Here is a 26,428-nt window from a genome sequence, read left to right as displayed (position 1 = left end):
TGAGGGGTTCCGGGAGGGGTCCCGACCGGGCCGTAAGCACCTTACGGCCCGACCGGGACCCCTCCCGCACGTCTGAGGCCCCGACCGCCCCCCGGAGATGCGGAACTCTCCCGATGTGGCGGACCCCTCCGGGAGACGAGGGTGGAGCCATCGCGCACAGCGAGGCCATCCGACCGAACCCGCCGAGGGGCACATCGTGTACGAGGACCGGTACCAGTACCCGCGGTTCCGCGCCGCCGAGCTCATCCGCAGTGCCGAGCGCGAGCGGCTCGCCCGCGAGGCCGTCCGCGGCCGGCGCGCCGCCCGCCGGGAGGCCGCCGAGCGCGCCCGGGAGGCAGCCCCGCGGCCACGGGAGTGCGCCGAGCGGCCCCGCGACACCACCGCCCGGGCTCCGGATGGTGTCGTGTCGGGTGGTGAGGGGGGCTTTCGGGTTCCGGATGGTGTCGTGCCGGGTGGTGAGGGGGACTCTCGGGCCTCGGATGGTGTCGTGCCGGGTGGTCAGGGGGGCTTTCGGGCCTCGGATGGTGTCGTGTCGGGCGGCGATGCCGTCTCCCGGGCCTCGGATGGTGTCGTGTCGGGCGGCGATGCCGTCTCCCGGGCCCCGGACGGTGCCGCGCCGGGCCGCGGTGCCGCCGCCGGGGCCCGTGACGTGGCCGCGAGTGAGCCGCCCACCCGGCGTCCCTGCCGCCCGCCGTCCGCCCGGACCCCGTGAGCGCCGGGGAGCGGGCGGGCGGCACAGGAACGGCGGCGGGTCGTCGGGGAGCCGCTCGCAGGGGAGCCGGCCGTCCCGCCGTGTCCGGTGGGCGGCGTGTGCCGGCCGGTGTCGGCGTGACGGTCCCGTCGATATCCGCTGGGGGGCGGACGGGCCCCTGTGCGATGCTCGCCTCCGTGGAGACCAGGTCCGTCAGCCCCGTCTTCGTCGGCCGTGCCGACGAGTTGGTCACCTTGAGCGAGGCGCTCTCCCGCGCCGCCGGGGGAGCGCCGCAGGCCCTGCTGATCGGCGGCGAGGCCGGGGTCGGCAAGACCCGCCTCGTCGAGGAGTTCGCCGCCGCCGCCGGCCGCCGGGACGCGGTCGTCGCGCTCGGCGGCTGTGTCGAGATCGGCGCCGACGGGCTGCCGTTCGCCCCCTTCTCCACCGCCCTGCGCGCCCTGCGCCGCGCCGTGCCGGACGCCTGGGCCGCCGCGGCCGCCGGGCAGGAGGAGGAACTCGCCCGGCTGCTGCCCGAGATGGGCGAAGCGGGCGCCGAACGCCACGACGAGGAGGGCATGGCCCGCCTCTTCGACCTCACCGCCCGCCTCCTGGAACGGCTCGCCGCCGACCGGACCGTCGTCGTCGCCCTGGAGGACCTGCACTGGTCCGACGCCTCCACCCGCCACCTCCTCGCCTACCTCCTGCGCACCCTGCGCACCGGACGCCTGGTCGTCCTCGCCACCTACCGCACCGACGACATCCACCGCCGCCACCCGCTGCGCCCCCTGCTCGCCGAACTCGACCGGGTGCGCACCGTCCGCCGCCTCGAACTGGCCCGCTTCACCCGCGAGGAGGTCGGCCGCCAGATCGCCGGCATCCTCGCCCACGAACCCGACCCGGCCCAGGTCGACGCCATCTACGAACGCTCCGACGGCAACGCCTTCTTCGTCGAGGAACTCGCCGTCGCCGCCCGCGCCGGCTGCCGCACCGGCCTCCCCGACACCCTGCGCGACCTGCTGCTCGTACGGGTCGAGGCGCTGCCCGAGAGCGCGCAGCACGTCGCCCGGATCGTCGCCGAGGGCGGCTCCACCGTGGAGTACCGGCTGCTGTCCGCCGTGGCCAGGCTCGCCGAGGACGACCTCATCGAGGCGCTGCGGGCGGCCGTCGGCGCCACCATCCTGCTCGCCGCGCCGACCGGCGACGGCTACCGCTTCCGGCACTCCCTGGTCCGCGAGGCCGTCGGCGACGACCTGCTGCCCGGCGAACGGTCCCGCATCAACCGCCGCTACGCCGAGGCCCTGGAGGCCGATCCGACGCTCGTCCCCGCCGACGAGCGCGTCATGCGTCTGGCCAGCTACTGGTACCACGCCCACGACGCCGCCAAGGCCCTCCCCGCCGTCCTGGACGCCTCCGTCGCCGCCCGTTCCCGCCACGCCTACACCGAGCAGCTACGGCTGCTGGAGCGGGCGATGGAGCTGTGGGAGGCCGCCCCCGAGGACGTACGGGCCAGGCTGGGCCGCCTCGACCGCGCCCGGGTCCCCCCGTGGTCCGCACCGCGCGGGGAGCCCTCCGGTGGCTGCGACCAGGCCGCCTCCGCGCCGCTGCGCTACCTCGACCTGATGGCGGAGGCCGCCGTCGCGGGCCGGCTCTGCGGGGAACGCGAACGCGCCCTGAAGATCACCAAGCGGGCGCTGCGCCTGCTGGACGACGAGACGGACCCGTTGCGCGCCGCCTGGTTCTGGGTCCAGCGTTCCCGGCTCGTCCAGGCGCAGGCCCGCGGCGACGGCCGGCAGGAACTGGCCACCGCCCAGGACCTGGTCCGCGGCCTGCCCCCGTCCGCGGTGCACGCCGAGGTGCTGTCCACCGTGGCCAACTGGGCCATGCTCCACGAACCCGGCGCCGACGCCTTCTCGTCGGCCGAGCGGGCCGTGGCGTACGCGCGCATGGTCGGCGCCCGTGAGATCGAACTGAACGCCCGTCTCACCCTCGGCTGCCTCATGGTCGACTCCGGTGACGTCGAGGCCGGCCTGGCGGAGCTGTACGAGGTCAAGGAGCGGGCCGTCGAGGAAGGCGTGACGGTGGTGGCCGGACGCGCCCATGTGAACCTGCCGTCGGAGCTGGAGGGCGTCGGCCGCTCGCGGGAGGCGGTCCCCATCCTGGAGGCAGGGATCGCCTACACCCGCAGGTACGGACTGCTGGACGCCGAGGCGTGGGTGTGGGGCAACCTGTCCGACTCGCTGTACTCGCTGGGCCGGTGGGACGAGGCCGCGGAGGCCGCGGCGAACGCCCTGCGGGTCGGGCACAGCACGAAGCCCCGGGGGGCCGGCGCCCTGCGCCTGGCCAACATCGCCCTCGTACGGGGCGACGCGGCCGCGGCCGCCGTCCACCTGGCCACCGCCCGGGCGCACTACGGCACCCACGACTCCATGCCGCAGCAGGCGCTGCCCCTCTCCCGGATCGTGATCGGGGTGGCCGCGGAGGAGGGCCGCCTGCTCGACGTCCGCGCCGAGGTGGACCGGGTCCTCGACGCGGGCTTCCCGACCGGCACCCAGCGCTACGGCTGGTCGGTGCTGCTGGCCGCCGCCCTGGCCGAGGCCGACGCCCGCGACCTGCCCGCCGCCGGACCCGGCCGGGCCGCCGCCCTCGACCGCATCCTCACCGGCGTCAGACGGACCGCCACGGGCGCGCCCGTCTGGCTCGCCGTCGAGCAGTGGGTCCGCGCCGAACTCCGCCGCGTCGCGGGAGCGGACACTCCCGAACTGTGGTCGGAGGTGGTCACCGCCTTCGAACCGCTGGAGAACCCCTACGACCTCGCCCGCGTCCGGTACCGGCTGGCCGAGGCACTCCTCGCCAAAAGCACCTCCCGCCCGGGCACGGCCGGCGACGGACGGGACGCCGAGGCGGACCGCGACCGCGCCACGGAACTCCTCCGCCTCACCCACGCCGTCGCCGGCCACCTGGGCGCCCGCGCCCTCGCCGAGTCCGCCGTCGGCCTCGCCCGGCGCGCCCGCCTCGCCCTCCCCGCCGTCCCGGACCGCGCCCCGGACGACCCGGCCCGCGCCCTCGGCCTCACCGGCCGGGAACGCGAGGTCCTGCGCCTGGTCTCCGCCGGCCGCACCAACCGCCAGATAGCCGAGGAACTCTTCATCTCCCCGAAGACGGCCAGCGTCCACGTCTCCCGCATCCTGGCCAAACTGGGCGTCTCGGGACGGGGCGAGGCGGCGGCGGTGGCGCACCGGCTGGGGCTGTTCCCGGCGGACACGGACGACCGCGCGGTGGCGGGACGATGACGGCAGGCGACCAGTGAGGAGCCGGCAACCATGTTCAACGCCTTCGAGGAACTGTTCTCCCCGGGCCGCAAGCACACCCGGGACGAGCAGAACCGGCTCGAGCTGACCCGGGAGGACGTCGGAGACGCCGACCCGGGCCGCGGACCGATAGACCTCGCGTCCGGGAAGGTCGTCGTCCGCCGGCCCACCCCGCCGGCCGTGGAGGACAGCGGGGCCGAGGCCGAGGAGGACAGCGGGACCGATGCCGTGGAGGACAGCGGGGCCGAGGCCGAGGAGGACACGGGGGAGGACCGCACCCGGGAGTGAGGCCGGGCGCCGGGGCCTCAGCTCACCTCCAGCTCCAGAATCCGGTCGTCCCCCTCCTCCGGCGTGCCCCGTCCGTCCGTGTTGCTGGTGGTCACCCACAGCTTGTCGCCGCCGGCCGCGACCACCGTGCGCAGCCGGCCGTAGTCGCCCTCCAGGAACGCCTGCGGGTCCGCCGACGCCTCCGTGCCCTTCAGCGGGACGCGCCACAGGCGTTCCCCCTTCAGACCGGCCATCCAGATCGAGCCCTCGGCGTAGGCGATGCCGCTCGGGGAGGCGTCGTCCGTGCCCCACTGGGCCAGCGGATCGTGGTACGCGACGTCGTCCGACGTCCCTTCGGCCTCCGGCCAGCCGTAGTCGTCGCCCGGCTCGATCGCGTTCAGCTCGTCCCAGGTGTCCTGCCCGAACTCCGCCGCGAACAGGCGCTGTCTGCCGTCCCAGGCCAGCCCCTGCACATTGCGATGGCCGTACGTGTACACCGGGGAGTCGGGGAACGGGTTGCCCGGGGCCGGTTCGCCCTCCGGGGTCAGGCGCAGGATCTTGCCGCCCAGGGACTCCTTGTCCTGGGCCAGGCCGCGGTCGCCGCTCTCGCCCGTGCCGACGTAGAGCATCCTGTCCGGGCCGAAGGCGATCCGGCCGCCGTTGTGGATCACACCCTTGGGGATGCCCTTGAACACCGTGTCGGGCGCCCCCAGCTGGTCGCCGGCGGGCCGCTGCGGGTCGTACAGCATGCGGACGACGCGGTTGTCCGAGACCGAGGTGAAGTAGGCGTAGACCATGTGGTCCGAGGCGTAGTCGGGGGAGAGGGCGATACCGAGCAGACCGCCCTCGCCGGACGCGGAGACACCCGGCACCTCGCCGATCTCCGTCTTCGCGCCGCTCTCCTCGTCGACACGCAGGATGGTCCCCTCGTCGCGGGAGGAGACCAGCAGACCGCCGTCGGGCAGCGGGGCGAGGCCCCAGGGGCTGTTCAGGCCCTCGGCGACCGTCCGCACCACGTTGACCGCACCCTTCGCGGGCGGGGTCTCCTCGGCCGTCGGCGAGGGCGAGCTCCGGGCGGCCGTGGGGCTCGGGGACGGGCTCGCGGCGCTGCCGGGGGTCCCTCCGCCGTCGGAGGAGCAGCCGGCCGCCAGCAGGAGCACACTCACGGCCAGCACGGCCGTCACCGCTCGACGTTGCACGATCTCGGTCCCTTTCGACGTGACGGTTCGCCCCGTGGGTTCCCGGCGACGGGCGCACCCGCCGGATCCGCCGGATTCCACCGGCAGCCTCTCCCTGTCATACACCGCCGACGCCCCACCGGTTCCCGATCACCGCAACCCGATGCGCACACAGCCACACCGCCACGGCCTTTCCGGCCGTGCGCCCCGGGCCTTGCGGCCGTCGGCCGTGCGCCCCGGGCCTTGCGGCCGCAGACGCCGCGCTGTCGGCCTCGGGTTCCGGCCCCGGCCCACTTCTGAGCCCCCGGGCCCGGTCCCACCCCCGAGCCCCTGGCCCCTGGCCCAGGCGTGCCCCTGAACCCCGGCTCCGGCTCACCTCCGAGCCCCTGCCTCGCCCTGCCTCCGAGCCCCTGGCCTCTGGCCCAGGCGTGCCCCTGAACCCCGGCTCCGGCTCACCTCCGAGCCCTGGCCCCGCTCTGCTCCCGGGCCCCTGGCCCCGCCCTGCCCCCGAGCCCCCGGCCCCGCCCTACTCCCAGGACCCCTGAGCGGCCGGCAGCCCCGCGACCTCCGCCAGATCTCGGGCCGTCAGCCGCAGACCGGCCGCCGCCGCGTTCTCGGTGACCCACCGCTGCTGCTTGGCGCCGGGCACCGGCACCACGTGCCGGCCCTGGGCCAGCACCCACGCCAGCGCCACCTGCGCCGGCGTCACGTCCTCGCCGTGCCGGGCGGCCACCCGGCGCAGCCCGGCGACGATCGGCTGGTTCGCGGCCATCATCTCGGCGGTGAAACGGGGGTGGCGGGCCCGCATGTCGTCCGGCTCGAACCCCTCGCCGGGGGTCAGCGTGCCGGTGAGGAAACCGTTGCCGAGGGGCATCGCCGCGAGGAACCCGATGCCGCGCGTCCCGCACCACGGCAGCAGGGCGTCCAGCGCCTCCGGCGACCACACCGACAGCTCCGCCTCCACCGCGCTCACCGGGAACACCTGCTGCACCCGGTCCAGTTGCCGGATCGTCGCGTCGTACAGCGGCTTGGTCGCGTCGTACAGCCGCCCGCCCGCCCGGCGGCCGCCCCGCGCCCCGACCGCGCACAGCCCCAACGCCCTTACCTTGCCCACCTGCACGAGCTCCGCCATGGCGCCCCAGGTCTCCTCGACGGGCACCTCCGGGTCGGCGCGGTGCAGCTGGTAGAGGTCGATGACGTCCGTCTGGAGACGGCGGAGGGAGGCGTCGCACGCCCGTCTCACGTACCCCGGGCGGCCGTTGGCGACGACGTGCTGCTCGCCCACCAGCAGGCCGACCTTCGTCGACACGAACGCGTCCCCGCGCCGCCCCTTCAACGCCCGCCCCACGAGCAGCTCGTTGGTGTACGGGCCGTACATGTCGGCCGTGTCCAGCAGGGAGACACCGAGGTCGAGCGCCCGGTGCAAGGCCCTCAGCGACTCGTCGCCCCGCCGCCGCGACCCGCTGTACCCCCAGCTCATCGGCATGCACCCGAGTCCGACGGCCCCCACCGCGAGCGCCGCCGCGCCGATCGTCCTGCGCTCCACCTGCTCGTGACCCTCCCTTTCCCGGCCCCCAACCTAACCTCTGCACGCGCGCGTGCCTGACGTAGCCTCCGGATCATGACTGCTGACGACCTGCACCGCGACGTGTGGCTGCCCATTCCGCCCGACGAGATCGACGGCCTCCCCGAAGGGCCCCGGTACCTCTTCTGGGACGGAGGCGAGAGCGGGGACCAGCCGTTCCCCGGGGATCCCGCGGACTGCGCCGTCTACGTGGTGCCGTACATGAAGCCGCAGTCGGTGCGGGTACGGCCGCTGCGGGAGATGCGTCACCTTCAGTTGGTCCAGACGCTCACCGCGGGCGTCGACGACATCACCGCGCGCCTGTCGGACCTCGTACCGGGCGTGCGGCTGTGCAACGCGCGCGGGGTGCACGAGGCGAGCACCGCCGAGCTCGCGCTGACCCTGACCCTCGCCGCCCTGCGCGGCATCCCCGGATTCGTGCGCGCGCAGCAGGAGGGCCGCTGGCAGAGCGGGTTCCATCCGGCGCTCGCCGACAAGAACGTCCTCGTCGTCGGCTACGGGTCGATCGGCGCCGCCATCGAGGACCGGCTCGTGCCCTTCGAGGTGGCGCGGGTGGCGCGCGTCGCGCGCTCCCAGCGCACAACGGCGCGCGGCCCGGTGCACCCACTCACCGAACTGCCCGCGCTGCTCCCCGAGGCGGACGTCGTCATCCTCTCCACGCCGTTGAACGAGACCACCCGCGGCCTGGTCGACGCCGACTTCCTCGCCCGGATGAAGGACGGCGCCCTCCTCGTCAACGTCGCCCGCGGCCCGGTCGTCGACACCGAGGCGCTCCTCGCGGAACTGGAGCGCGGCCGTCTCACCGCCGCCCTGGACGTGACCGATCCGGAACCCCTGCCTCCCGCCCACCCGTTGTGGCGGGCGCCGGGCGTGCTGATCAGCCCGCACGTCGGCGGCCCCACGTCCGCCTTCCTGCCCCGCGCCAAGCGCCTGCTGACGGACCAGTTGAGCCGTTTCGTGAACCGGGAGCCCCTGCGCCACGTGATCCTGACGACGAGCGCCACGAGTGGGCCGTGACGGACAGGGCACACGTGTGGTCCGGTTCGCGCACCCTCCGCAGTCCCCCGGACGCGGTCGGTACGCGCGTCCCCGCTGGTCGTCACGGAGCGTAGAGGAACTATGTCCCTGAGTGACGATACTGGTGTATCGTCCCGACAGGGGCTGCGCCGCGCACCGTTCGGCGCCGGGGACGGACATTCCAGACTGTGAGGGGGGCGACGGGCGATGCACGGCCTATGGACGAACGATCCGACGCGGCGGAGCCGCCGCCGGCGACCCTGCTGCACGGCCACGCGCGGACGCGGCGGCCCCGGCCACGGCAGTCGGCACCGACAGCGCCACCGTGGGCACGGCGGCCGCCGGAGGCAGACCCAGCAGGCGCAGCGGCACCGGCAGGACCGGGGGGCGGCGGCGCGGACCGGGAGGCCCCGGTGAGTTCACCGCCGACCTCCACGACCCTCCTCGACGGAGCGCTGCGGACCCAAGCTCCGGAGGGGACGCCGCTGACCCGGCGGCCGTCCTCCGGCCGCCCCGGCGCTCCCTGCGTGCTCCACCAACTGCTGCTGGCCCTGCTGTGCGCGGGGTACGCCATCGGCTCGGCGCTCGGCTGGGGTTCGAGCGAACTCGCCCTCATCATGGGCGACTTCGGCCTCTCGGCGGCTGCCGGCGCCGCCGCCGTGTCCTGCTTCCTCTACGCGCGCACCCGCCACGTCCGCTTTCGACCCGCCTGGCTGCTGTTCGGTCTCTCCTCCGCGATGGCCGCCCTGGGCAACCTGGTCTGGGGGTGGTACGAGGTGGTCCTGGACCGTCCCGTGCCCAGCCCCAGCTACGCCGACCTGTTCTTCCTCTGCTTCGCGCCGCCCGCGATCGTGGGGCTGCTGGTGCTCGCCGCCCGCCCCGTGACGAAGGCGGGCTGGGTCTGCCTGGCGCTGGACGCCTGGTTAATCGCGGGCTCGCTGATCACGCTGTCCTGGAGCCTCGCGCTCGCGCAGGCCGCGCGGTTCGACGGCCCGAGCGTGGCCCACGCGGCGCTGACGCTGGCGTACCCGCTCCTCGACATCGCCCTGGTGAGCATGGTGCTGGTGCTGCACTTCCGGCGCTCGTCGGTCAACCGCACGGCGGTCAACACCGCCGTCGGAGCGCTCGCGTTGACCGTGATGTGCGACGCCCTGTTCACCTCGCCGCTGCTGCACCACACCTACCGCTCGGGCCAGCTCCTCGACGCGGGCTGGTTCGCCGGCTCGCTGCTGCTCGCCTACGCGCCCTGGGCCGCCGTGCGGCGGCACGCTCCGGTGGACGACGGGCACGCGCGCGCGGCGCACGAGCACCTGCCCGGACACCGCCCCGGCGGCCACCCGCAGTCCAAGCCGTCCGCCCCGGGCGGTGACGACGGCCGGTATCCGGCCACCCGGCCCATCACCGGCTCCCTCGCCGCCCTCACCCCCTACCTCGCCGCCGCCGTCTGCACCCTGGGCATCCTCTACAACGTCCTCAACGGCCGCAGCGTCGACCGCGTGGTCCTCCTGACCGGCGGCACCGTCGTGCTCGCCCTGGTGATCCGCCAGGGGATCATGCTGCTCGACAACATCGCCCTCACCCAGGAACTGGCCCAGAAGGAGAACCACTTCCGCTCCCTGGTACAGGGCTCCAGCGACGTCATCATGATCGCCGCCCCCAGCGGCGTCCTGCGCTACGTCTCCCCGGCCGCCGCCGGCGTCTACGGACGGCCCGCCGAGGACCTGGTCGGCACCGAGCTGGCCCATCTGATCCACCCGGAGGACCTGGGCTGCGTGGTGCACGAGGTGCGCCGCTTCCTCGCCGCCAGCCCCCAGGAGGAGCCCACCACCCGCATCGAGTGCCGCTTCCGCTCCGGCGACGGGGGCACCTCCCGCCCGAGCGAAGCCGAGAGCGGGGGAGGCTGGCTGAACGTGGAGTCCACCGTCAGCCGGCACCACGGCGGCCTGATCTTCAACAGCCGGGACGTCACCGAACGGGTGCGCCTCCAGGCGCAGCTCCAGCACAACGCCGAGCACGACCCGCTCACCGACCTGCCCAACCGCGCCCTGTTCACCCGGCGCGTCCAGCAGGCGCTGTCCGGCCGCCGCAGCTCCGACCGGGGCACCGCCCTGCGCAACACGGCCGTCCTCTTCATCGACCTCGACGGCTTCAAGGCCGTCAACGACACCATCGGCCACCAGGCCGGTGACGAACTGCTCGTCCAGGCCGCGCGCCGGCTCCAGGAGGCGGTCCGCCAGGGCGACACCGCCTCCCGGCTGGGCGGTGACGAGTTCGCCGCCCTGATCGTGGGCGACACCACCCGCGACCGCAGCGCCCGGGAGCGGCACATCGTGGAACTCGCCGACCGCCTCAGGATCACGCTCTCCCAGCCCTACCTCATCGACGGCAACGAGGTGCGGGTCGCCGCGTCCATCGGCGTCGCCTTCGCCGAGCCGGGACTCGGCGCGGGCGAGCTGCTGCGCAACGCCGACCTCGCCATGTACCGCGCCAAGGCGGGCGGCAAGGGCCGGGTCGAGCTGTACAAGCCGCAGATGCAGCAGGACGTCGTACGGAAGGCGGAGCTGGCCACGCGGCTGCGTGCCGCGCTGCACGACGGCGAGTTCGCGCTGCTGCACCAGCCCGTGGTGCGGCTGGAGGACGGCAGGGTCTCGTCGGTCACCGCCCACGCCCGGTGGCGCTCCTCGCAGGGAGTGCTCTTCACCCCCGCGGAGTTCCTGCGGGTGGCGGAGGACGGAGACCGTACCGCCGAGCTCAGCCGCTGGACGCTGGAGCGGGCCGTCGAGCAGGCCGCCGACCGGTCCGCCGGCGGACTGAACGTACCGGTGCTGGTCCGGCTGAGCGCCCGGCGGCTGCTGGACCGCTCCCTGCCGCCGGGCTCCGTCGAGGCGCTGCTGACGCGGTACGGGCTGCCGTCCGGATCGCTGGTGGTCGAACTGTCGGACATCGAGCCCGACGTGCCGCCGGACGAACTCGAACGACGCCTGAGCGCCCTGCACCGGCTCGGCGTGCGGATCGCCCTCGACGGCTTCGGCGGCGGCCGCGTGGCCATGACGGCACTGCGCCGGCTCCCCGTCGACGTCCTGAAGCTGGACCGCGCACTCGTGGAGGGCGTCGTCGAGTCCACACGACTGCACAAGATCACCAGTGGGCTGCTGCGGATCGCCGGTGACCTCGGGCTGCCGTCCGTGGCGGAGGGCGTGGACCTGCCCGAGCAGGTCGTCGCCCTGCGCGCGATGGGCTGTACGCACGGTCAGGGCATGGCGTTCTCCGGCCCGCTCGACGAGTACCGGCTGCGCAGGGCGCTCGGCCGGGGCCAGTTCACGGTGCCGCACGGCCCCGCCGAGCCCGCGTTCGCGGGCGGCGCCACCGGGGTGTACACCGGAGGTGTCCCCGCGGTCCTGGGAGGCGGAACCCTCGGTGGCACACCCCTCGGAGGCGGAGCAACCCTTCGCTCACATAATGAGACCCCCGTCCCACCCACTTGACAGTGGGTGCGTGCCGGGGGGAGGGTCAGTGCCATGCGCACCCGAATTCTCGTACTTGGACAGCGCGTCGGCTGAGCTGGGAACGACCGGAGGACGATCCGGCAACCCCAGCGACCTCACCGGCGCGCTCCCCTCGCTTGCCTTCCGGCACGAGGGGTTTTTTGTTGCACGGGCACCTGCCGTACAGCAGACGAACACCGCACAAAACTCGCAAAAACCCTCAGCATCGAGAAGAGAATGCCGATGACCGAGCAGGCCACCGGGGCCCATCACCCGCAGCCGCGGCCCCGATCCGGAGGACAGCACTCCGCGCCCGTCGAGCACGTCACGGGTGCGCAGTCCCTCATCCGCTCTCTCGAGGAGGTCGGCGCCGACACGGTATTCGGCATTCCCGGTGGCTGCATCCTCCCGGCGTACGACCCGCTGATGGACTCCACCCGTGTCCGCCACATCCTGGTCCGCCACGAGCAGGGCGCCGGTCACGCGGCCGAGGGCTACGCGCTGGCCACCGGCAAGGTCGGCGTCTGCATGGCGACCTCCGGGCCCGGCGCCACCAACCTGGTGACCCCGCTCGCCGACGCCCACATGGACTCGGTGCCGATGGTCGCGATCACCGGCCAGGTCGCCTCCCACGCGATCGGCACGGACGCCTTCCAGGAGGCGGACATCGTCGGTATCAGCATGCCGATCACCAAGCACAACTTCCTGGTCACCAAGGCCGACGACATCCCCCGGGTGATCGCGCAGGCGTTCCACATCGCCTCCACCGGCCGCCCCGGCCCGGTCCTGGTCGACATCGCCAAGGACGCCCTCCAGGCGAAGACCACCTTCTCCTGGCCGCCCACCATGGACCTGCCCGGCTACCGCCCGGTGACCAAGCCGCACGCCAAGCAGATCCGCGAGGCCGCCAAGCTGATCACCGCCGCCAAGCGGCCGATCCTCTACGTCGGCGGCGGCGTCCTCAAGGCCGGCGCCACCGCCGAGCTGAAGGTGCTCGCCGAACTGACCGGCGCGCCCGTCACCACCACCCTGATGGCGCTCGGCGCGTTCCCCGACAGCCACCCGCAGCACCTGGGCATGCCCGGCATGCACGGCTCGGTGGCGGCCGTCACCGGTCTGCAGAAGGCCGACCTGATCGTCGCCCTCGGCGCCCGCTTCGACGACCGCGTCACCGGCAAGCTGGACAGCTTCGCGCCGAACGCCAAGATCGTCCACGCGGACATCGACCCGGCGGAGATCGGCAAGAACCGCACCGCCGACGTGCCGATCGTCGGGGACGCCCGCGAGGTCATCGCCGACCTGATCCAGGCCGTCCAGAAGGAGCACGGCGAGGGCGGCCGGGGCGATTACACCGCCTGGTGGAAGGACCTCGACCGCTGGCGCGAGACGTACCCGCTGGGCTACGACCAGCCCGAGGACGGCTCGCTCTCCCCGCAGCAGGTCATCGAGCGCATCGGGCAGCTCGCGCCCGAGGGCACGGTCTTCACGGCGGGCGTCGGTCAGCACCAGATGTGGGCCGCCCAGTTCATCCGCTACGAGAAGCCCGCCAGCTGGCTGAACTCCGGCGGCGCGGGCACCATGGGCTACGCGGTTCCGGCCGCGATGGGCGCCAAGGCGGGAGCCCCGTCGAAGACGGTCTGGGCGATCGACGGCGACGGCTGCTTCCAGATGACCAACCAGGAGCTCACCACCTGCGCCCTGAACAACATCCCGATCAAGGTCGCCGTCATCAACAACGGCGCCCTCGGGATGGTCCGCCAGTGGCAGAGCCTCTTCTACAACCAGCGCTACTCCAACACGGTGCTGCACTCCGGTCCGAACGACGTGAACCCGGAGGCGAGGGGCACCCGCATCCCCGACTTCGTGAAGCTGTCGGAGGCCATGGGCTGCTACGCCATCCGCTGCGAGGACCCCGCCGACCTCGACAAGGTCATCGAGGAGGCGAACTCGATCAACGACCGCCCGGTCGTCGTCGACTTCATCGTCCACGAGGACGCCATGGTGTGGCCGATGGTCGCCGCCGGCACCTCCAACGACGAGATCATGGCCGCCCGGGACGTCCGCCCCGACTTCGGCGACAACGAAGACGACTGAGCGAGGAAGACCCAAGAGACATGTCCAAGCACACGCTCTCCGTCCTGGTGGAGAACAAGCCGGGCATCCTGGCCCGGATCGCCGCCCTCTTCTCCCGCCGCGGCTTCAACATCGACTCCCTCGCCGTCGGCGTCACCGAGCACCCCGACATCTCCCGCATCACCATCGTCGTGGGGGTGGAGGAGCTGCCGCTGGAGCAGGTCACCAAGCAGCTCAACAAGCTGGTCGAGGTGCTGAAGATCGTCGAGCTGGAGCCGGCCCAGGCCGTCCAGCGCGAACTCGTCCTGGTGAAGGTGCGCGCCGACAACGAGACGCGCTCCCAGATCGTCGAGATCGTCCAGCTGTTCCGCGCCAAGACCGTGGACGTCTCCCCGGAGGCCGTGACCATCGAGGCCACCGGGAGCAGCGAGAAGCTGTCCGCCATGCTCAAGATGCTGGAACCGTACGGCATCAAGGAGCTGGTCCAGTCCGGCACGATCGCGATCGGCCGCGGCGCCCGTTCGATCACCGACCGCTCACTGCGCGCACTCGACCGGTCGGCATAGCACGCTTACCGGACTCGTCCGGTACCGGGAACGGGCGGTCGGCGCGCCGTCGACCGCCCGCATACCGAGACCCCCAGACTTCCCCTCAGCCCGCCGTCATACGGTGGGACGCAACACCTGCACACAAGGAGAGAACCCAAAGTGGCCGAGCTGTTCTACGACGCTGACGCCGACCTGTCCATCATCCAGGGCCGCAAGGTCGCGGTCATCGGCTACGGCAGCCAGGGCCACGCCCACGCCCTGTCGCTCCGTGACTCGGGTGTCGACGTGCGGGTCGGTCTGCACGAGGGCTCCAAGTCCAAGGCCAAGGCCGAGGAGCAGGGCCTGCGCGTGGTGACCCCGTCGGAGGCCGCCGCCGAGGCCGACGTCATCATGATCCTGGTCCCGGACCCGATCCAGGCGCAGGTCTACGAGGAGTCCATCAAGGACAACCTCAAGGACGGCGACGCGCTGTTCTTCGGGCACGGCCTGAACATCCGCTTCGACTTCATCAAGCCCCCGGCCGGCGTCGACGTCTGCATGGTCGCCCCGAAGGGCCCGGGCCACCTGGTCCGCCGCCAGTACGAGGAGGGCCGCGGCGTTCCCTGCATCGCCGCCGTCGAGCAGGACGCCTCCGGCAACGCCTTCGCGCTGGCCCTGTCGTACGCCAAGGGCATCGGCGGCACCCGCGCCGGCGTCATCAAGACGACCTTCACCGAGGAGACCGAGACCGACCTCTTCGGCGAGCAGGCCGTCCTCTGTGGTGGTACGGCCGCGCTGGTCAAGGCGGGCTTCGAGACCCTGACCGAGGCCGGCTACCAGCCGGAGATCGCCTACTTCGAGTGCCTCCACGAGCTGAAGCTGATCGTGGACCTCATGTACGAGGGCGGCCTGGAGAAGATGCGCTGGTCGATCTCCGAGACCGCCGAGTGGGGCGACTACGTCACCGGCCCGCGGATCATCACCGACGCCACCAAGGCCGAGATGAAGAAGGTCCTCGCCGAGATCCAGGACGGCACCTTCGCCCGTGAGTGGATGGCGGAGTACCACGGCGGTCTGAAGAAGTACAACGAGTACAAGCAGCAGGACTCCGAGCACCTGCTGGAGACCACCGGCAAGCAGCTGCGCAAGCTGATGAGCTGGGTCGACGAGGAGGCGTAAGCCTCAGGCCGAGGGGCCGGAGCGTGCTGCTCCGGCCCCTTCGGCGAACCACGGGTAACGTCGTGTGAAACGGTGTTGTCCATCCCGTCCAGCCACGGACGGGTGATCCTTCCGCAGAGGCGCATGACGCCCTTTGCCACGGCACTAGACTGCTGCACTACATACGCGTCAGGCCCACAGCGTCGTGCGTCTTCCACGCGGCTAGCCCCTCCTCCGCCTGCGGCCGTCGGGACGGCCGTCCGCACGCGCCCCCATAGCCATTGAGGGCATGGGAGGTGCCCTCAAACTGTGAGGACTCACGTGAGCTCGAACCCCGTCGTACTCATCGCTGAAGAGCTGTCGCCCGCGACCGTGGACGCGCTCGGCCCGGACTTCGAGATCCGGCACTGCAACGGAGCGGACCGAGCCGAACTGCTCCCGGCCATCGCCGATGTCGACGCGATCCTGATCCGCTCGGCCACCAAGGTCGACGCCGAGGCCATCGCCGCCGCGGGCAAACTGAAGGTCGTCGCACGAGCCGGCGTCGGCCTGGACAACGTCGACGTCTCCGCCGCCACCAAGGCCGGCGTGATGGTCGTCAACGCCCCCACCTCCAACATCGTGACCGCCGCCGAGCTGGCCTGCGGTCTGATCCTCGCCACCGCCCGCCACATCCCGCAGGCCAACGCCGCGCTGAAGAACGGCGAGTGGAAGCGCAGCAAGTACACGGGTGTGGAGCTGGCCGAGAAGACCCTCGGTGTCGTCGGGCTCGGCCGCATCGGCGCGCTCGTCGCCCAGCGCATGTCGGGCTTCGGCATGAAGGTCGTCGCCTACGACCCCTACGTGCAGCCCGCGCGCGCCGCCCAGATGGGCGTGAAGGTGCTGTCGCTGGACGAGCTGCTGGAGGTCTCCGACTTCATCACCGTCCACCTGCCCAAGACCCCCGAGACGGTCGGCCTCATCGGTGACGAGGCGCTGCGCAAGGTCAAGCCGGGCGTGCGTATCGTCAACGCCGCCCGCGGCGGCATCGTCGACGAGGAGGCGCTGTACTCGGCGCTGAAGGAGGGCCGGGTCGCCGGCGCCGGCCTCGACGTGTACGCCAAGGAGCCCTGTACGGACTCCCCGCTGTTCGAGTTCGACCAGGTCGTCGCCACGCCGCACCTCGGTGCCTCCACCGACGAGGCGCAGGAGAAGGCGGGCATCGCGGTCGCGAAGTCCGTCCGTCTCGCCCTCGCCGGTGAGCTGGTGCCGGACGCGGTGAACGTCCAGGGCGGTGTCATCGCCGAGGACGTCAAGCCCGGCCTGCCGCTCGCCGAGCGCCTCGGCCGCATCTTCACCGCGCTCGCGGGCGAGGTCGCGGTCCGCCTCGACGTGGAGGTCTACGGCGAGATCACCCAGCACGACGTGAAGGTGCTGGAGCTGTCCGCCCTCAAGGGCGTCTTCGAGGACGTCGTCGACGAGACGGTGTCGTACGTCAACGCCCCCCTGTTCGCCCAGGAGCGCGGCGTCGAGGTGCGGCTGACCACCAGCTCTGAGTCGGCCGACCACCGCAACGTCGTCACCGTGCGCGGCACGCTCGGCAGCGGCGAGGAGGTGTCGGTCTCCGGCACGCTGGCCGGCCCCAAGCACCTGCAGAAGATCGTCGCGGTCGGCGACTACGACGTGGACCTCGCGCTCGCCGACCACATGGTGGTGCTGCGCTACGAGGACCGTCCGGGCGTCGTCGGCACCGTCGGCCGCATCTTCGGCGAGGCCGGGATCAACATCGCCGGTATGCAGGTCGCCCGCGCGGCGGCGGGCGGCGAGGCGCTGGCCGTGCTGACGGTGGACGACACCGTGTCCGCCACGGTGCTCGGCGAGGTCGCCGCGGAGATCGGCGCGACGTCGGCCCGCGCGGTGAACCTGGCCTGACCGTTCCGTCTCCGGTGACCGCCCGTCGCGGTCGCCGCAGCCCGGGGCTGCCGCCCCGGGCCCCCTTTCGGCCCGGAACGGGCCTCCTCGCCGAACGCCGAACGCCGGACGGGCCGCAGCAGCCCGTCCGGCGTCCGGCTGTCCGGGAGGCGCAGCCCGTCCGGCGTCCGTCTCTCCGGGGTGTGTCACACGCCGGCCTGCTCCGCTTCCTCGGCGTCCGCCTCTCGCGCCTCCGCCCGCCTCAGGCTCAGCGCCGCCAGCACCGCCGCCCCCGCCAGGACCACCGCGCCGGTGATCGCCGCGCCCCGCATCCCGTCGGTGAACGCCTCCCGGGCCACGGCCGCCAGGCCCGGCACCCGGTCGGCGATCGCCAGGGCCCCGCCCAGCGTCTCGCGGGCCGCGTGCGGCGCCGACGCCGGCATCCCGTGGCGGTAGACCGCCGTCCCGACGGAGCCGAGCACCGCCATACCGAGGGCGCCGCCGAACTCGGTGGCGGTCTCCATCAGGGAGGACGCGGTGCCCGCCCGCTCGACCGGGGCCGTGCTCATCGCGAGATCCATGATCTGGGACATCACGGTGACGCCCCCGACGGCGAGGACGGCGCACGCGACCAGCACCAGCACCATCGAGTCGGTACCGGCGAGGGCGAGCAGCGCGAAGCCGCCCGCGGAGACCGCGAATCCGGCGGTGACGACGTGCGCCCGGGGGACGCCCCGCTGCACCAGCGCCGTCGCGACCGGTGCGGCCGCGCCGATCGGGACCGACGGCAGCAGCGCCCACAGGGCGGCCTCCAGCGCGCTCTTGCCGAGCACCGACTGAAGGTACTGGGTGGTGAAGTAGGCGGAACCCAGCACGCCGAACGCCGCGAGCAGGTTGAGGACGACGGAGGGGGCGAAGCCGCGGCCGCGGAACAGGGCCGGGGGGATCATCGGTGAGGCGGCCGTGCGCTGGCGGTGGACGAAGAGCGCGGCGAAGAGCAGGCCCACGGTGATCGAGACGACGTAGCGGACGTGCCAGCCCTCGGACGGGATCTCCTTCAGGCCGTAGACCACGGGCAGCACGGCGGCCATCGACAGGGGGATGCCGGCCCAGTCGAAGCGGCCGGGGGCGGGATCGCGCGACTCGGGCAGCAGGACCGGACCGAGGACCAGCAGGAGCGCCATCGCGGGCAGGTTGACCAGGAAGACCGAGCCCCACCAGAAGTGTTCGACCAGCACGCCGCTCATCACCGAGCCGAGCGCGATCCCGCCCGTCATCACGCCCGACCACAGGCCGACCGCCTTCGCGCGCTGACCGGGGTCGGTGAACATCGTGCGCAGCAGGGCCATCGTCGACGGCATCAGGGTGGCGCCGCCGACACCGAGGACCGCACGGGCCGCGATGAGGGTCTCGGCGCTGTCCGCGTACGCCGCGACGAGCGAGGCGGCGCCGAAGGCGGCCGCGCCGGTCAGCAGCAGCCGGCGCCGGCCGATGCGGTCGCCCAGCGAGCCCATGGTCATCAGCAGGCCGGCGAGGACGAACGCGTAGATGTCGAAGATCCACAACTGTTGGGTGCCGCTCGGCTCCAGGTCCGCGCTGATCGCCGGGACGGCGAAGTAGAGGACCGAGACGTCCATGGAGACCAGGAGCAGCGGAAGCATCAGGACGCCGAGAGCGGTCCATTCGCGGCGCCCGGCGCGGGCGCCGCCCGCGGAAGTACGCGTCGAGTTCGTCATGGCGAGGACTGTACGGCTGTATTAAACGACTGTCTAGAACGTTTGTATAAATCGTTCGTCTGGGACGGCCGTCCCACTCATGCGTCTAGGACGGATGTATGGATCGGGGGATAGGGTGGGCCGCATGGGACACCGTGAGGATCTGCTCGAGGGCGCCCGGCGCTGCCTGCTGGAGAAGGGGTTCGCGCGGACGACGGCGCGCGACATCGTCAAGGAGTCGGGGACCAACCTCGCCTCGATCGGCTACCACTACGGCTCGAAGGACGCACTGCTCGCGCAGGCCTACGTGGCGCTGGTGGAGGGGATGGGTGACACCTTCGCGGGCGGCGACGTGGGCGGGCTCGCGGGGGAGCCGGGCTCGCTGGAGCGGTTCCGGGCGGTGTGGTCCAACATCATCGCCACCATGCGGGAGCCGGGCTCGATCTGGCGGCTCAGCATGGAGATCGTGGTCATGGGCGATCAGCTGCCCGAGGTCCGCGACCACCTCGTCCGCGCCCAGCGCGAGGCCGGGCGCGGACTCGTCCCGCTGCTCATGGGCGGGCGGGAGGAGGACGTGTCGGACGAGACCGCGGACACGGTCGGCCTGTTCTACGTGACCCTCATGACGGGCCTCATCGCCCAGTGGACCTTCGACCCGGAGACCGCGCCCGACGCGGACCGGCTCACCGAGGGGCTGCGCCGGATGCTCCAGGCCGCCGCCCGGGAATGACCGGCCCGCCGGCTCCCGCACTTGGTTCGCGACGTGCCGTACGACCGGTGCGCCGGCGTCAGGACCACGCGCGGCGCAGGCGCCTGGACCAGCGGTGCATCAGGGCGGTCCCGGGGTGTTCGGCCTCCAGCCGCTCGATGTGCGGCACGGCCGCCCGGTCACCGCTGTCCAAGGCCCACCGGTACCACTCCAGGGCCTCCCGGTAGCGGCCGCGGTCCTCGTACGCGCGGGCGCCGTCCAGCATGGCCCCCGTGCTGCCGCGCCCGGCGGCCGCGTGCAGCCAGCGCAGGGCTTCCTGGAAGGAGTCGTCCGTTCCCGCCCGCAGCTGCGTGCGGGCCACGGCACGCATCGCCTTGATGCTTCCCGCCTCGGCTGCCTGTACCTGCGTCTCCGCATGGGTCCGGGCTTCACCGTCCAGCTCGGCCAGGACCAGGATCGACGGTTGGTCACCCTCCTCCGCCAGCTTCCGGTACAGCCGCAGCGCCCGCTTCTTGAGGCGTCTGCGCACGTCGGCGTCGGCGCTGTGGTCGTGCAGCCGCAGGCAGAGCCGGGCGACGTCCCGTCGGGAGGCCACGTCTCCCTGATCCGCGGCCTCGACGTAGCCGTCCAGGGCCTTCTGCAGTCGGCCCTCCCGCTCGTGCGCCGCGGCCTCCTTGCGCAGCCAGGACACACTCGGACGGCCGCCCTTGGAGACGGTGTCGGACTTCGGCTTCACCCGGGCCGGGGTGTTCTTCTGGGGCGGTTCGGCCTTGGGCGGAGGGGCGGCCTTGGGCGCGGGGGTGGGCTTGGGTGGAGTGGTGGCCTTGGGTGCAGGGGTGGGCTTGGGCGCGTGGGTGGGCTTGGGCGCGGGGGTGGGCTTGGGTGCAGTGGTCGGCTTGGGCGAAGGGGGTGCCTTGGGTGGCGGGGCTGCCTCGGGAGGGGGAGGTGAGGTGCGCCGCAGAGCTGCGCGGAGCCGGTCCGCCTCCTTGGCCGCCGCCGTGCTGCCCTGCGCCGTGGCGCGGGCCAACCACTCCAGCGCCCGGTCCGGCTGCCCTGTCTGCTCCAGGATGCGCGCCGTCTCGACCATGGAGTTCACGTGCCCCTTGGCGGCGGCGGTGCGGAAGTGGTCCAGCGCTTCCGTCGGCCGGTCCGCCCGCAGGAGGAGGCGTCCGGCCCGGACCATGGCCGCCACGTTGCCGGTCTCGGCCGCTTTGCGGTACCAGTCCAGCGACTCGTTCCAGCGGTCGGGATCCTTCTCGAGCAGTTGCGCGGTCACGTGCATGCTGTGCTCGTGGCCGGCCTCCGCGGCCCGCCAGTACCAGACGAGCGCGGACTCGTCGCGCTTCTGCTGCTTGTACCAGTTCGCGATCGCCAGGATGGACTTGATCCGCCCCTCCAGGGCGGAGGCCCGGTGCTCGCTGAGCAGCGCCTGTTCCGCCGGGGACAGCGGAGCCCGACCGACCTGGGCGTCGGCACCGGGGGCGGGACCGCGCGTCGGCGCCGCGCCGGTCCGCACGACCGCCTTGCCGTTCTGCTGCGGCGCTGCGGCCTTGCCGTTCTGCTGCGGCGCTGCGGCCTTCTCGGTCTGCTTCGCTCCCGCGTTCCTTCCGTTCCGCTGCGGCGCCGGGACCTTCTTCTCCTGCTCCGCCTTCCCCTGCTCCGTTCCCAGCAACGCGGTCAGCCGTGTCCTGGCGAAGTCCTCCCCGGCCGCTGCCGCCGCCCGGTACAGCGCGAGAATCTGCGCCCGCCGCTCGGGGAAGTGCTTCTCCAGCAGTTGCCCGGCCTCGCGGGCGCCGGTGGGATTGCCGGAGTCCGCCGCGCGCCGGTACCAGAGCAGGGCCGACTCCACGTCACCGGCGCTCTTGTGGCGGGCGGCCAGCTGACGCATGGCCTCGGCGTTCCCCGCCTCGGCGGAGGCCCGGAGCGCGGCGGGCGCGACTTTCGGCTTCTTCTCCGCAAGCCGCACCTCGGGCTTCGCCGCCGGCGGGGGCAGGGTGGTCGTGTCGGCCCCCGGCCGGGCCGGAGGCGCCGTCGACAGCTCGCGTTCCCGCAGCGGACGGGCGTGCGGCGCGGACCGCTGTTCCGCCGGGGTGGGGTCGTACGGGACCCCGGACGGGGTGTCCGCCGGTGAGGGCCGGACGTGCCCGTGGGGCCGTGGACGCAGCGGATGCTCCGTGTCGATGGCGAAACGGGACCGTTCGTCGATCTCCGCCCGTACTCCCGGAGGCAGCCAGTCCTTCGCGTTCGACGGCGCGTCCGCGGAGAGCAGGACGGCGACCTCCGCGGGCTCGGGCCGGTCCTGCGGCTTCGGCTCCAGACACGGCAGGACGATCTTCCGGACCGTGGGAGGCAGGCCGTCCAGCGACGGCCGGCCGGTCAGGATGCCCGCGCCGATCTGCATCGTGGAGCCGGTCCCGAACGGGTGGCGGTTCAGGGCGGTGTAGCCCAGCACCAGACCCAGGGCGAAGACGTCACCGGCCGGCCCCACCCGCTCGTCCCGGAGCTGTTCGGGCGAGGCGAAGGTCGTGGTCCGCGGGGTGGCCCCGGTCGCGGTCAGCGAGGCACCGTCCTCGGGGGCCAGGTGCCGGGCGATGCCGAAGTCGATGACCGAGGCGCCGTCGGCGGCCAGGAGGATGTTGGCGAGCTTCAGGTCGCGGTGGACGAGGCCCGCACGGTGGATGCTGCGCAGCGCGTCGGTCAGGCCGGCCGCCAGGACCCGCCAGGTCCGCAGCGGCAGGGGGCCGCCGCAGTGCTCGAGCGCCTCCGCCAGGTTCACGCCGGCGACGTAGCGGGTGGCGAGCCAGGGCTCGGGGGCCCGTGTGTCGAAGTCCACGACCTCGGCGGTGTGCTTCGGGTCGACCGCCTTGGCGGCCTCGACCTCCCGGGCGAAGCGCCTGCGGAACCGCGCCGAGTCCTCCTGGAGACGATCGGGCCGGATCGTCTTCAGCGCGATCGAGCGGCCGCCGTCGGTACGGGCGAAGTAGACGTTCCCCCAGCCGCCCTGGCCCAGGAGGGCCAACAACCGGTGCCCGCCGATCCGTTCGGGATCGTCCTCCCGCAGTGGCTCCACTCGGCCCCCCCACCGGTTCCACCCGTTCCCCGCCGTCATTTTATCCGGGCGCCCCGCCGGACCCCTCGCCCCGAGCCCCGCGCCCGCTCAGCCCGGACGCGTCAACTCGTCACCGCCCCTGGGGCGCCTCGGCGGTCTGGCCCGCACGCCCTCGGGCCGCTCCTCCGGCCAGCGCTGGCCGCTGCGGCGCAGCACGACCCCGGGGACCAGCTCGATCTCGTCGTCGGGCCCGAAGGCGCGCGGGAGCTGCCCGGACACGCCCCCGGCGGCCGCGTCGCGGCGCGGCAGGGGGCGCCACGCCGTCGGCTCCCCGCCCGGCCGGACGGTCCGTACCCGGCTGCCCACCAGGCTGGTGTCGAGGACCCGCAGCACGCCCCGGCTGGAGACGAGCAGCAGGTGCTGCCTGCTGATCCTGCCCCGCCGTTCGTCGGACAGATGGCACTCCTCGATCCTCGCGAGATGGTTGCGGCCGAGCACGAACTCCCGGTCCTGCCCCGCGGAGCCCTCGGTCAGGTTCTCCCAGGCGTGGCAGGTCCCGTCGACGAGGATCTTCAGCTGGATCCGGCGGCGGCGCGGGCCGAGGTCCGTCAGCAGGGTCCGGTGGGACCGGCAGACCACCTTGCCCCGCTGGATGGCCGGGCCGGGGTTGCAGTTCGGGCGCGGGCAGCGCCAGGACCGGCCCAGCACGTCCGCGCGGGGCTTGCCCTTGAAGTCCAGCAGGTTGCGGGCCTTGAGCCCGTCGCGCTCGCCCTCGCGGGAGACCTCCCGGTCGGCGAACACCCGCATGTCCCGCAGCACCAGCCGCACCGGCCCGCCCCCGCTCCGTTCGGGCTTGAGGAAGTGCTCGCGGTCCCCCTGGATCCAGGGGTGCTCCCCCCGGTGCCCGGTGAAGAAGTCACCGCTGATGACCCTGGTCCCGAACTCCTTGGCGTGGTCGAGCAGGTCGGGGTCCGCCTTGGCGATGGCGGCGATCAGGCCCCGGTCCCGCCACGCGCGCAGCAGCGCGCCCTCCGCGGGATCGGGGAACTCCCCGTCGTACCGCGGATGCAGCAGGCTGTTGTCGGCGATCGCGTGGACGGTGACCTCCCGGTCGCCGGTGGACTCGGACAGCGCGCGCAGGACCAGCCGCAGCCGTTGCAGCGAGCGCGGGGCCCCGCCGCCGAGCGCCCGGTCGCGCACCACGTTGGACAGGTCGATCAGATAGTTGGCCTCCTGCGCCGTCCCCAGCAGATGACGCTCCAGGCGGCACAACGCCGCCATGTCGCTTCCCACGCCCCTCGTCCCCCAAGCAGTCAGCCGCCCGGTACGGGAGGAGAGGCTAGCGTCCGGGGCCACCGCGTGCCGTCCTGTCCGACATATCAGCCCGTGACCGACCTCAGGTCAGCCGGGTATGCGCCGGTAGCGGGCCTCAGGTCAGCCGGGTGTCCGCCGGTGGCCGACCTCAGGTCAGCCGGACGCCCTTCAGCGCCATGTGCAGCAGCAGCCGGTCCTCCCCGTCGTCCAGGTCCAGGCCCGTCAGCTGCTCCACCCGCGACAGCCGGTAGTACAAGGTCTGCCGGTGCACGCCCAGTTCGGCGGCGGCGCGGCCGGCCTGGCCCGCACAGTCGAGGTACGTCTCGGCGGTGCGGGCGAGCTCGCGGTGCGCCGGATCGAGCAGCGACCGGACGGCCGGGTCGTGGGCGCTGTGCGCGGGGAGCGCCGTGAGCAGGCGGTACGGGCCGATCTCCGCCCACTGCGCGACCGGGCCCAGCCGTGGCTCCGCCCGTGCGGCCCGCGCCGCCGCGGACGCCTCCTGCCAGGCCGTGCCCAGCTCGGCGATGCCGGTACGGGGCGCGGCGAGGCCGGCGGCGGCAGGACGGTGCGCCGTCCCGGCCCGCTCCAGCAGGCGGGCCGCGCCCGAGAGCGCCGGCCCCAGGGCGTCCGCCGACCGCAGCCGCACCAGCAGCGCCAGCGACCGTGGGGCGCTGTGCCCGGTGCCCGGCGGCACCGTGCACAGGGCCTCCGCCCCCGGCAGGGTGCGCAGCGAGGGCGCGTCGTCCGGGTCGGCGGACGGCCAGGGGGCCACGCAGACCACCGTGTGGGGGCCCTCGGCGCGGACGCCGAGGGCGGCGCGCAGCTCCGCCACCGCCATGTCCCGCTGCCAGTCCCGTTCGGCGGTCAGCACCGCCCGCAGTTCCCGGGTGAGGTCGGCGCCGTGCTGGGCCTCGTCGGCGAGCAGGGCGCCGATCCGGCCGGTCACCTCCATCGCGGCCGACAGCTGGGCGTCCGAGGGGCCCGGATCGCCGTCCAGCAGCCAGACGTAGCCGTAGACGACGGACCGGTGCCGTACGGGGAGGCAGACGCGGCCCCGGTGCACGCCGGCCTCCGGGGTGGGCGGGATACGGACCGGGCCGGTCGCCCGGGTGATGCCGAAGCCCTCGAACCAGGCCCGGACCGCCGCCGTGGAACGCCGGGTCAGGATCGAGCGGGTGCGCACCGGGTCCAGGGCGGAGGCGTCCAGCTCGTCCTCGCTGTCGTAGGCGCCGAACGCGATCAGCTCGAAGTCGCGGTTCTCCAGGGTCGCGGGGGCGCCGAGGAGCTCCGAGATCTCGTCGACGAGTTCCTGGTAGTCGCCCTTGTAGTCCGATGCCACCTGGGCATTCTCCCGCATTCGGCGCTGGTCGAGGGCGTCCTTCATACATCTGTCCGAGATCTGCGGCACGGATGCGTGACAGCTGTCGATGGCTGACGATCGGAGGGATCCTTAGGTTTCACGGTGGTTCTCCGTGCCGGTCCCGAATCGTCGGGTACCGGCCTCGTATGGGTTGGTAAGTGGAGGTGCCCCGTGCTGGGTCCCGTGATTCTCGCCGCGTCGCGCAGCGACCGGATGCGACGCCTGATCTCGGCGGCCCCGGTGACCAAGCAGGTCGTCGACCGCTTCATCCCCGGTGAGACCGTCGACGACATCGCGCCGATCATCGAGGAGCTCACCGCCAAGGGCCTGGAGCTGACGATGGACGTCGTCGGCGAGGACATCACCACCTCCGAGCAGGCCACCGCGGCCCGGGACGCCTACCTGGCGCTGATCGACCGCCTGAGGGAGCTGGACCTCGGCCCCCGGGTCGAGATGTCCGTCAAGCTGTCGATGTTCGGCCAGGCGCTCCCCGGCGGCCACGAGCTCGCGCTGGCCAACGTCCGCCCGGTCGTCGAGGGCGCCGCCGCCATCGGCACCACCGTCACCCTGGACGCCGAGGACCACACCACCCTCGACTCGATGTTCGCCATCCACGACGAGCTGCGGAAGGACTTTCCGCAGACCGGCTGCGTCATCCAGGCCTACCTCTTCCGCACCGAGGCCGACGCCCGCCGCCTCGCCGCGAACGGCAGCCGCGTCCGGCTGGTCAAGGGCGCGTACAAGGAGCCCGCCGAGGTCGCGTACCAGGACCGGCACGAGATCGACAAGGCGTACGTCCGGGTCCTGCGCACGCTGATGGAGGGCGCGGGCTACCCGATGATCGGGTCGCACGACCCGCGGCTCATCAGCATCGCCCAGGAGCTCGCGCGCTCCGCCGGGCGCAAGCTCGACGAGTACGAGTTCCAGATGCTGTACGGCATCCGCGGCGAGGAGCACCTGCGGCTCGCCGCCGAGGGCCACCGCATGCGCGTCTACACCGCCTACGGCACCGACTGGTACGGCTACTTCATGCGGCGCCTCGCGGAGAAGCCGGCGAACCTGCGCTTCTTCGTCCGCTCGATGGTCAGCAAGGGCTGAGCCC

General features: G+C 73.2%; 16 protein-coding genes. 10 read left to right on the top strand and 6 right to left on the bottom strand.

The genetic code is table 11. The features are described from left to right. The first annotated feature begins 876 nt into the window (after positions 1-876). Together ACIP67_RS15130 and ACIP67_RS15125 are read left to right on the top strand one after the other, a co-directional pair. Positions 877-3,981, top strand: a complete 3,105-nt coding sequence (locus tag ACIP67_RS15130) for an AAA family ATPase (protein ID WP_401691948.1) — start codon at positions 877-879, stop codon at positions 3,979-3,981. Positions 3,982-4,011: 30 nt separating this feature from the next. Then, positions 4,012-4,287, top strand: coding sequence for a DUF6191 domain-containing protein (locus ACIP67_RS15125; RefSeq protein WP_401691945.1), 276 nt, complete (start codon positions 4,012-4,014; stop codon positions 4,285-4,287). 17 nt (positions 4,288-4,304) lie between these two features. On the opposite strand, the gene ACIP67_RS15120 is transcribed toward ACIP67_RS15125, so the two are convergent. Beyond that, complete coding sequence (locus tag ACIP67_RS15120; RefSeq protein ID WP_401691943.1) at positions 4,305-5,465, bottom strand: PQQ-dependent sugar dehydrogenase; 1,161 nt, start codon at positions 5,463-5,465, stop codon at positions 4,305-4,307. 505 nt (positions 5,466-5,970) lie between these two features. Beyond that, on the bottom strand, positions 5,971-6,990 hold the full coding sequence (locus ACIP67_RS15115; RefSeq protein ID WP_401691940.1) for an aldo/keto reductase: 1,020 nt from the start codon (positions 6,988-6,990) through the stop codon (positions 5,971-5,973). A gap of 75 nt (positions 6,991-7,065) precedes the next feature. Between ACIP67_RS15115 and ACIP67_RS15110 the strand changes: the two genes are divergently transcribed. From ACIP67_RS15110 to serA, 6 genes are all read left to right on the top strand, one after another. Continuing rightward, positions 7,066-8,046, top strand: a complete 981-nt coding sequence (locus ACIP67_RS15110; RefSeq protein ID WP_401691938.1) for a 2-hydroxyacid dehydrogenase — start codon at positions 7,066-7,068, stop codon at positions 8,044-8,046. Positions 8,047-8,459: 413 nt separating this feature from the next. Next, on the top strand, positions 8,460-11,531 hold the full coding sequence (locus ACIP67_RS15105; protein ID WP_401691936.1) for a putative bifunctional diguanylate cyclase/phosphodiesterase: 3,072 nt from the start codon (positions 8,460-8,462) through the stop codon (positions 11,529-11,531). A gap of 243 nt (positions 11,532-11,774) precedes the next feature. Then, entirely contained in the window at positions 11,775-13,625 is a 1,851-nt protein-coding gene (locus ACIP67_RS15100; protein ID WP_401691933.1) for an acetolactate synthase large subunit, read from the top strand. Between the two features lie 20 nt (positions 13,626-13,645). Beyond that, on the top strand, positions 13,646-14,170 hold the full coding sequence (gene ilvN, locus ACIP67_RS15095) for an acetolactate synthase small subunit (protein ID WP_389520389.1): 525 nt from the start codon (positions 13,646-13,648) through the stop codon (positions 14,168-14,170). Between the two features lie 141 nt (positions 14,171-14,311). Beyond that, positions 14,312-15,310, top strand: a complete 999-nt coding sequence (ilvC, locus tag ACIP67_RS15090; RefSeq protein ID WP_385068550.1) for a ketol-acid reductoisomerase — start codon at positions 14,312-14,314, stop codon at positions 15,308-15,310. Between the two features lie 300 nt (positions 15,311-15,610). Then, positions 15,611-17,200, top strand: coding sequence for a phosphoglycerate dehydrogenase (gene serA, locus ACIP67_RS15085; protein ID WP_385068548.1), 1,590 nt, complete (start codon positions 15,611-15,613; stop codon positions 17,198-17,200). 185 nt (positions 17,201-17,385) lie between these two features. On the opposite strand, the gene ACIP67_RS15080 is transcribed toward serA, so the two are convergent. Beyond that, the gene (locus ACIP67_RS15080) at positions 17,386-18,915 is read right to left on the bottom strand and encodes an MFS transporter (RefSeq protein WP_401691929.1); all 1,530 of its coding nucleotides are present in this window, start codon (positions 18,913-18,915) and stop codon (positions 17,386-17,388) included. A gap of 124 nt (positions 18,916-19,039) precedes the next feature. Between ACIP67_RS15080 and ACIP67_RS15075 the strand changes: the two genes are divergently transcribed. Then, on the top strand, positions 19,040-19,624 hold the full coding sequence (locus ACIP67_RS15075) for a TetR/AcrR family transcriptional regulator (RefSeq protein ID WP_401691927.1): 585 nt from the start codon (positions 19,040-19,042) through the stop codon (positions 19,622-19,624). A gap of 58 nt (positions 19,625-19,682) precedes the next feature. Here the strand turns inward: ACIP67_RS15075 and ACIP67_RS15070 are convergent, their stop codons facing one another. The 3 genes from ACIP67_RS15070 to ACIP67_RS15060 all read right to left on the bottom strand — a co-directional run bounded on the left by ACIP67_RS15070 (position 19,683) and on the right by ACIP67_RS15060 (position 25,323). Beyond that, positions 19,683-22,673: a protein kinase gene (locus ACIP67_RS15070; RefSeq protein WP_401691925.1), complete on the bottom strand. Its 2,991-nt coding sequence runs from the start codon at positions 22,671-22,673 to the stop codon at positions 19,683-19,685. A gap of 87 nt (positions 22,674-22,760) precedes the next feature. Then, positions 22,761-23,945 (bottom strand): FHA domain-containing protein, encoded by a 1,185-nt coding sequence (locus ACIP67_RS15065; protein ID WP_401691923.1) that lies wholly within the window; start codon positions 23,943-23,945, stop codon positions 22,761-22,763. A 169-nt stretch (positions 23,946-24,114) separates the two neighbouring features. After that, on the bottom strand, positions 24,115-25,323 hold the full coding sequence (locus ACIP67_RS15060; RefSeq protein WP_401692141.1) for a PucR family transcriptional regulator: 1,209 nt from the start codon (positions 25,321-25,323) through the stop codon (positions 24,115-24,117). 174 nt (positions 25,324-25,497) lie between these two features. Here ACIP67_RS15060 and ACIP67_RS15055 point away from each other — a divergent pair, with 174 nt between their 5' ends. Then, on the top strand, positions 25,498-26,424 hold the full coding sequence (locus tag ACIP67_RS15055; protein WP_401691920.1) for a proline dehydrogenase family protein: 927 nt from the start codon (positions 25,498-25,500) through the stop codon (positions 26,422-26,424). Positions 26,425-26,428 lie beyond the last annotated feature (4 nt).

It is taken from the genome of Streptomyces sp. NPDC088812 (assembly GCF_044750285.1).
Classification (GTDB): Bacteria; Actinomycetota; Actinomycetes; order Streptomycetales; family Streptomycetaceae; genus Streptomyces.
This window is presented reverse-complemented; position numbering and strand designations above follow the sequence as displayed.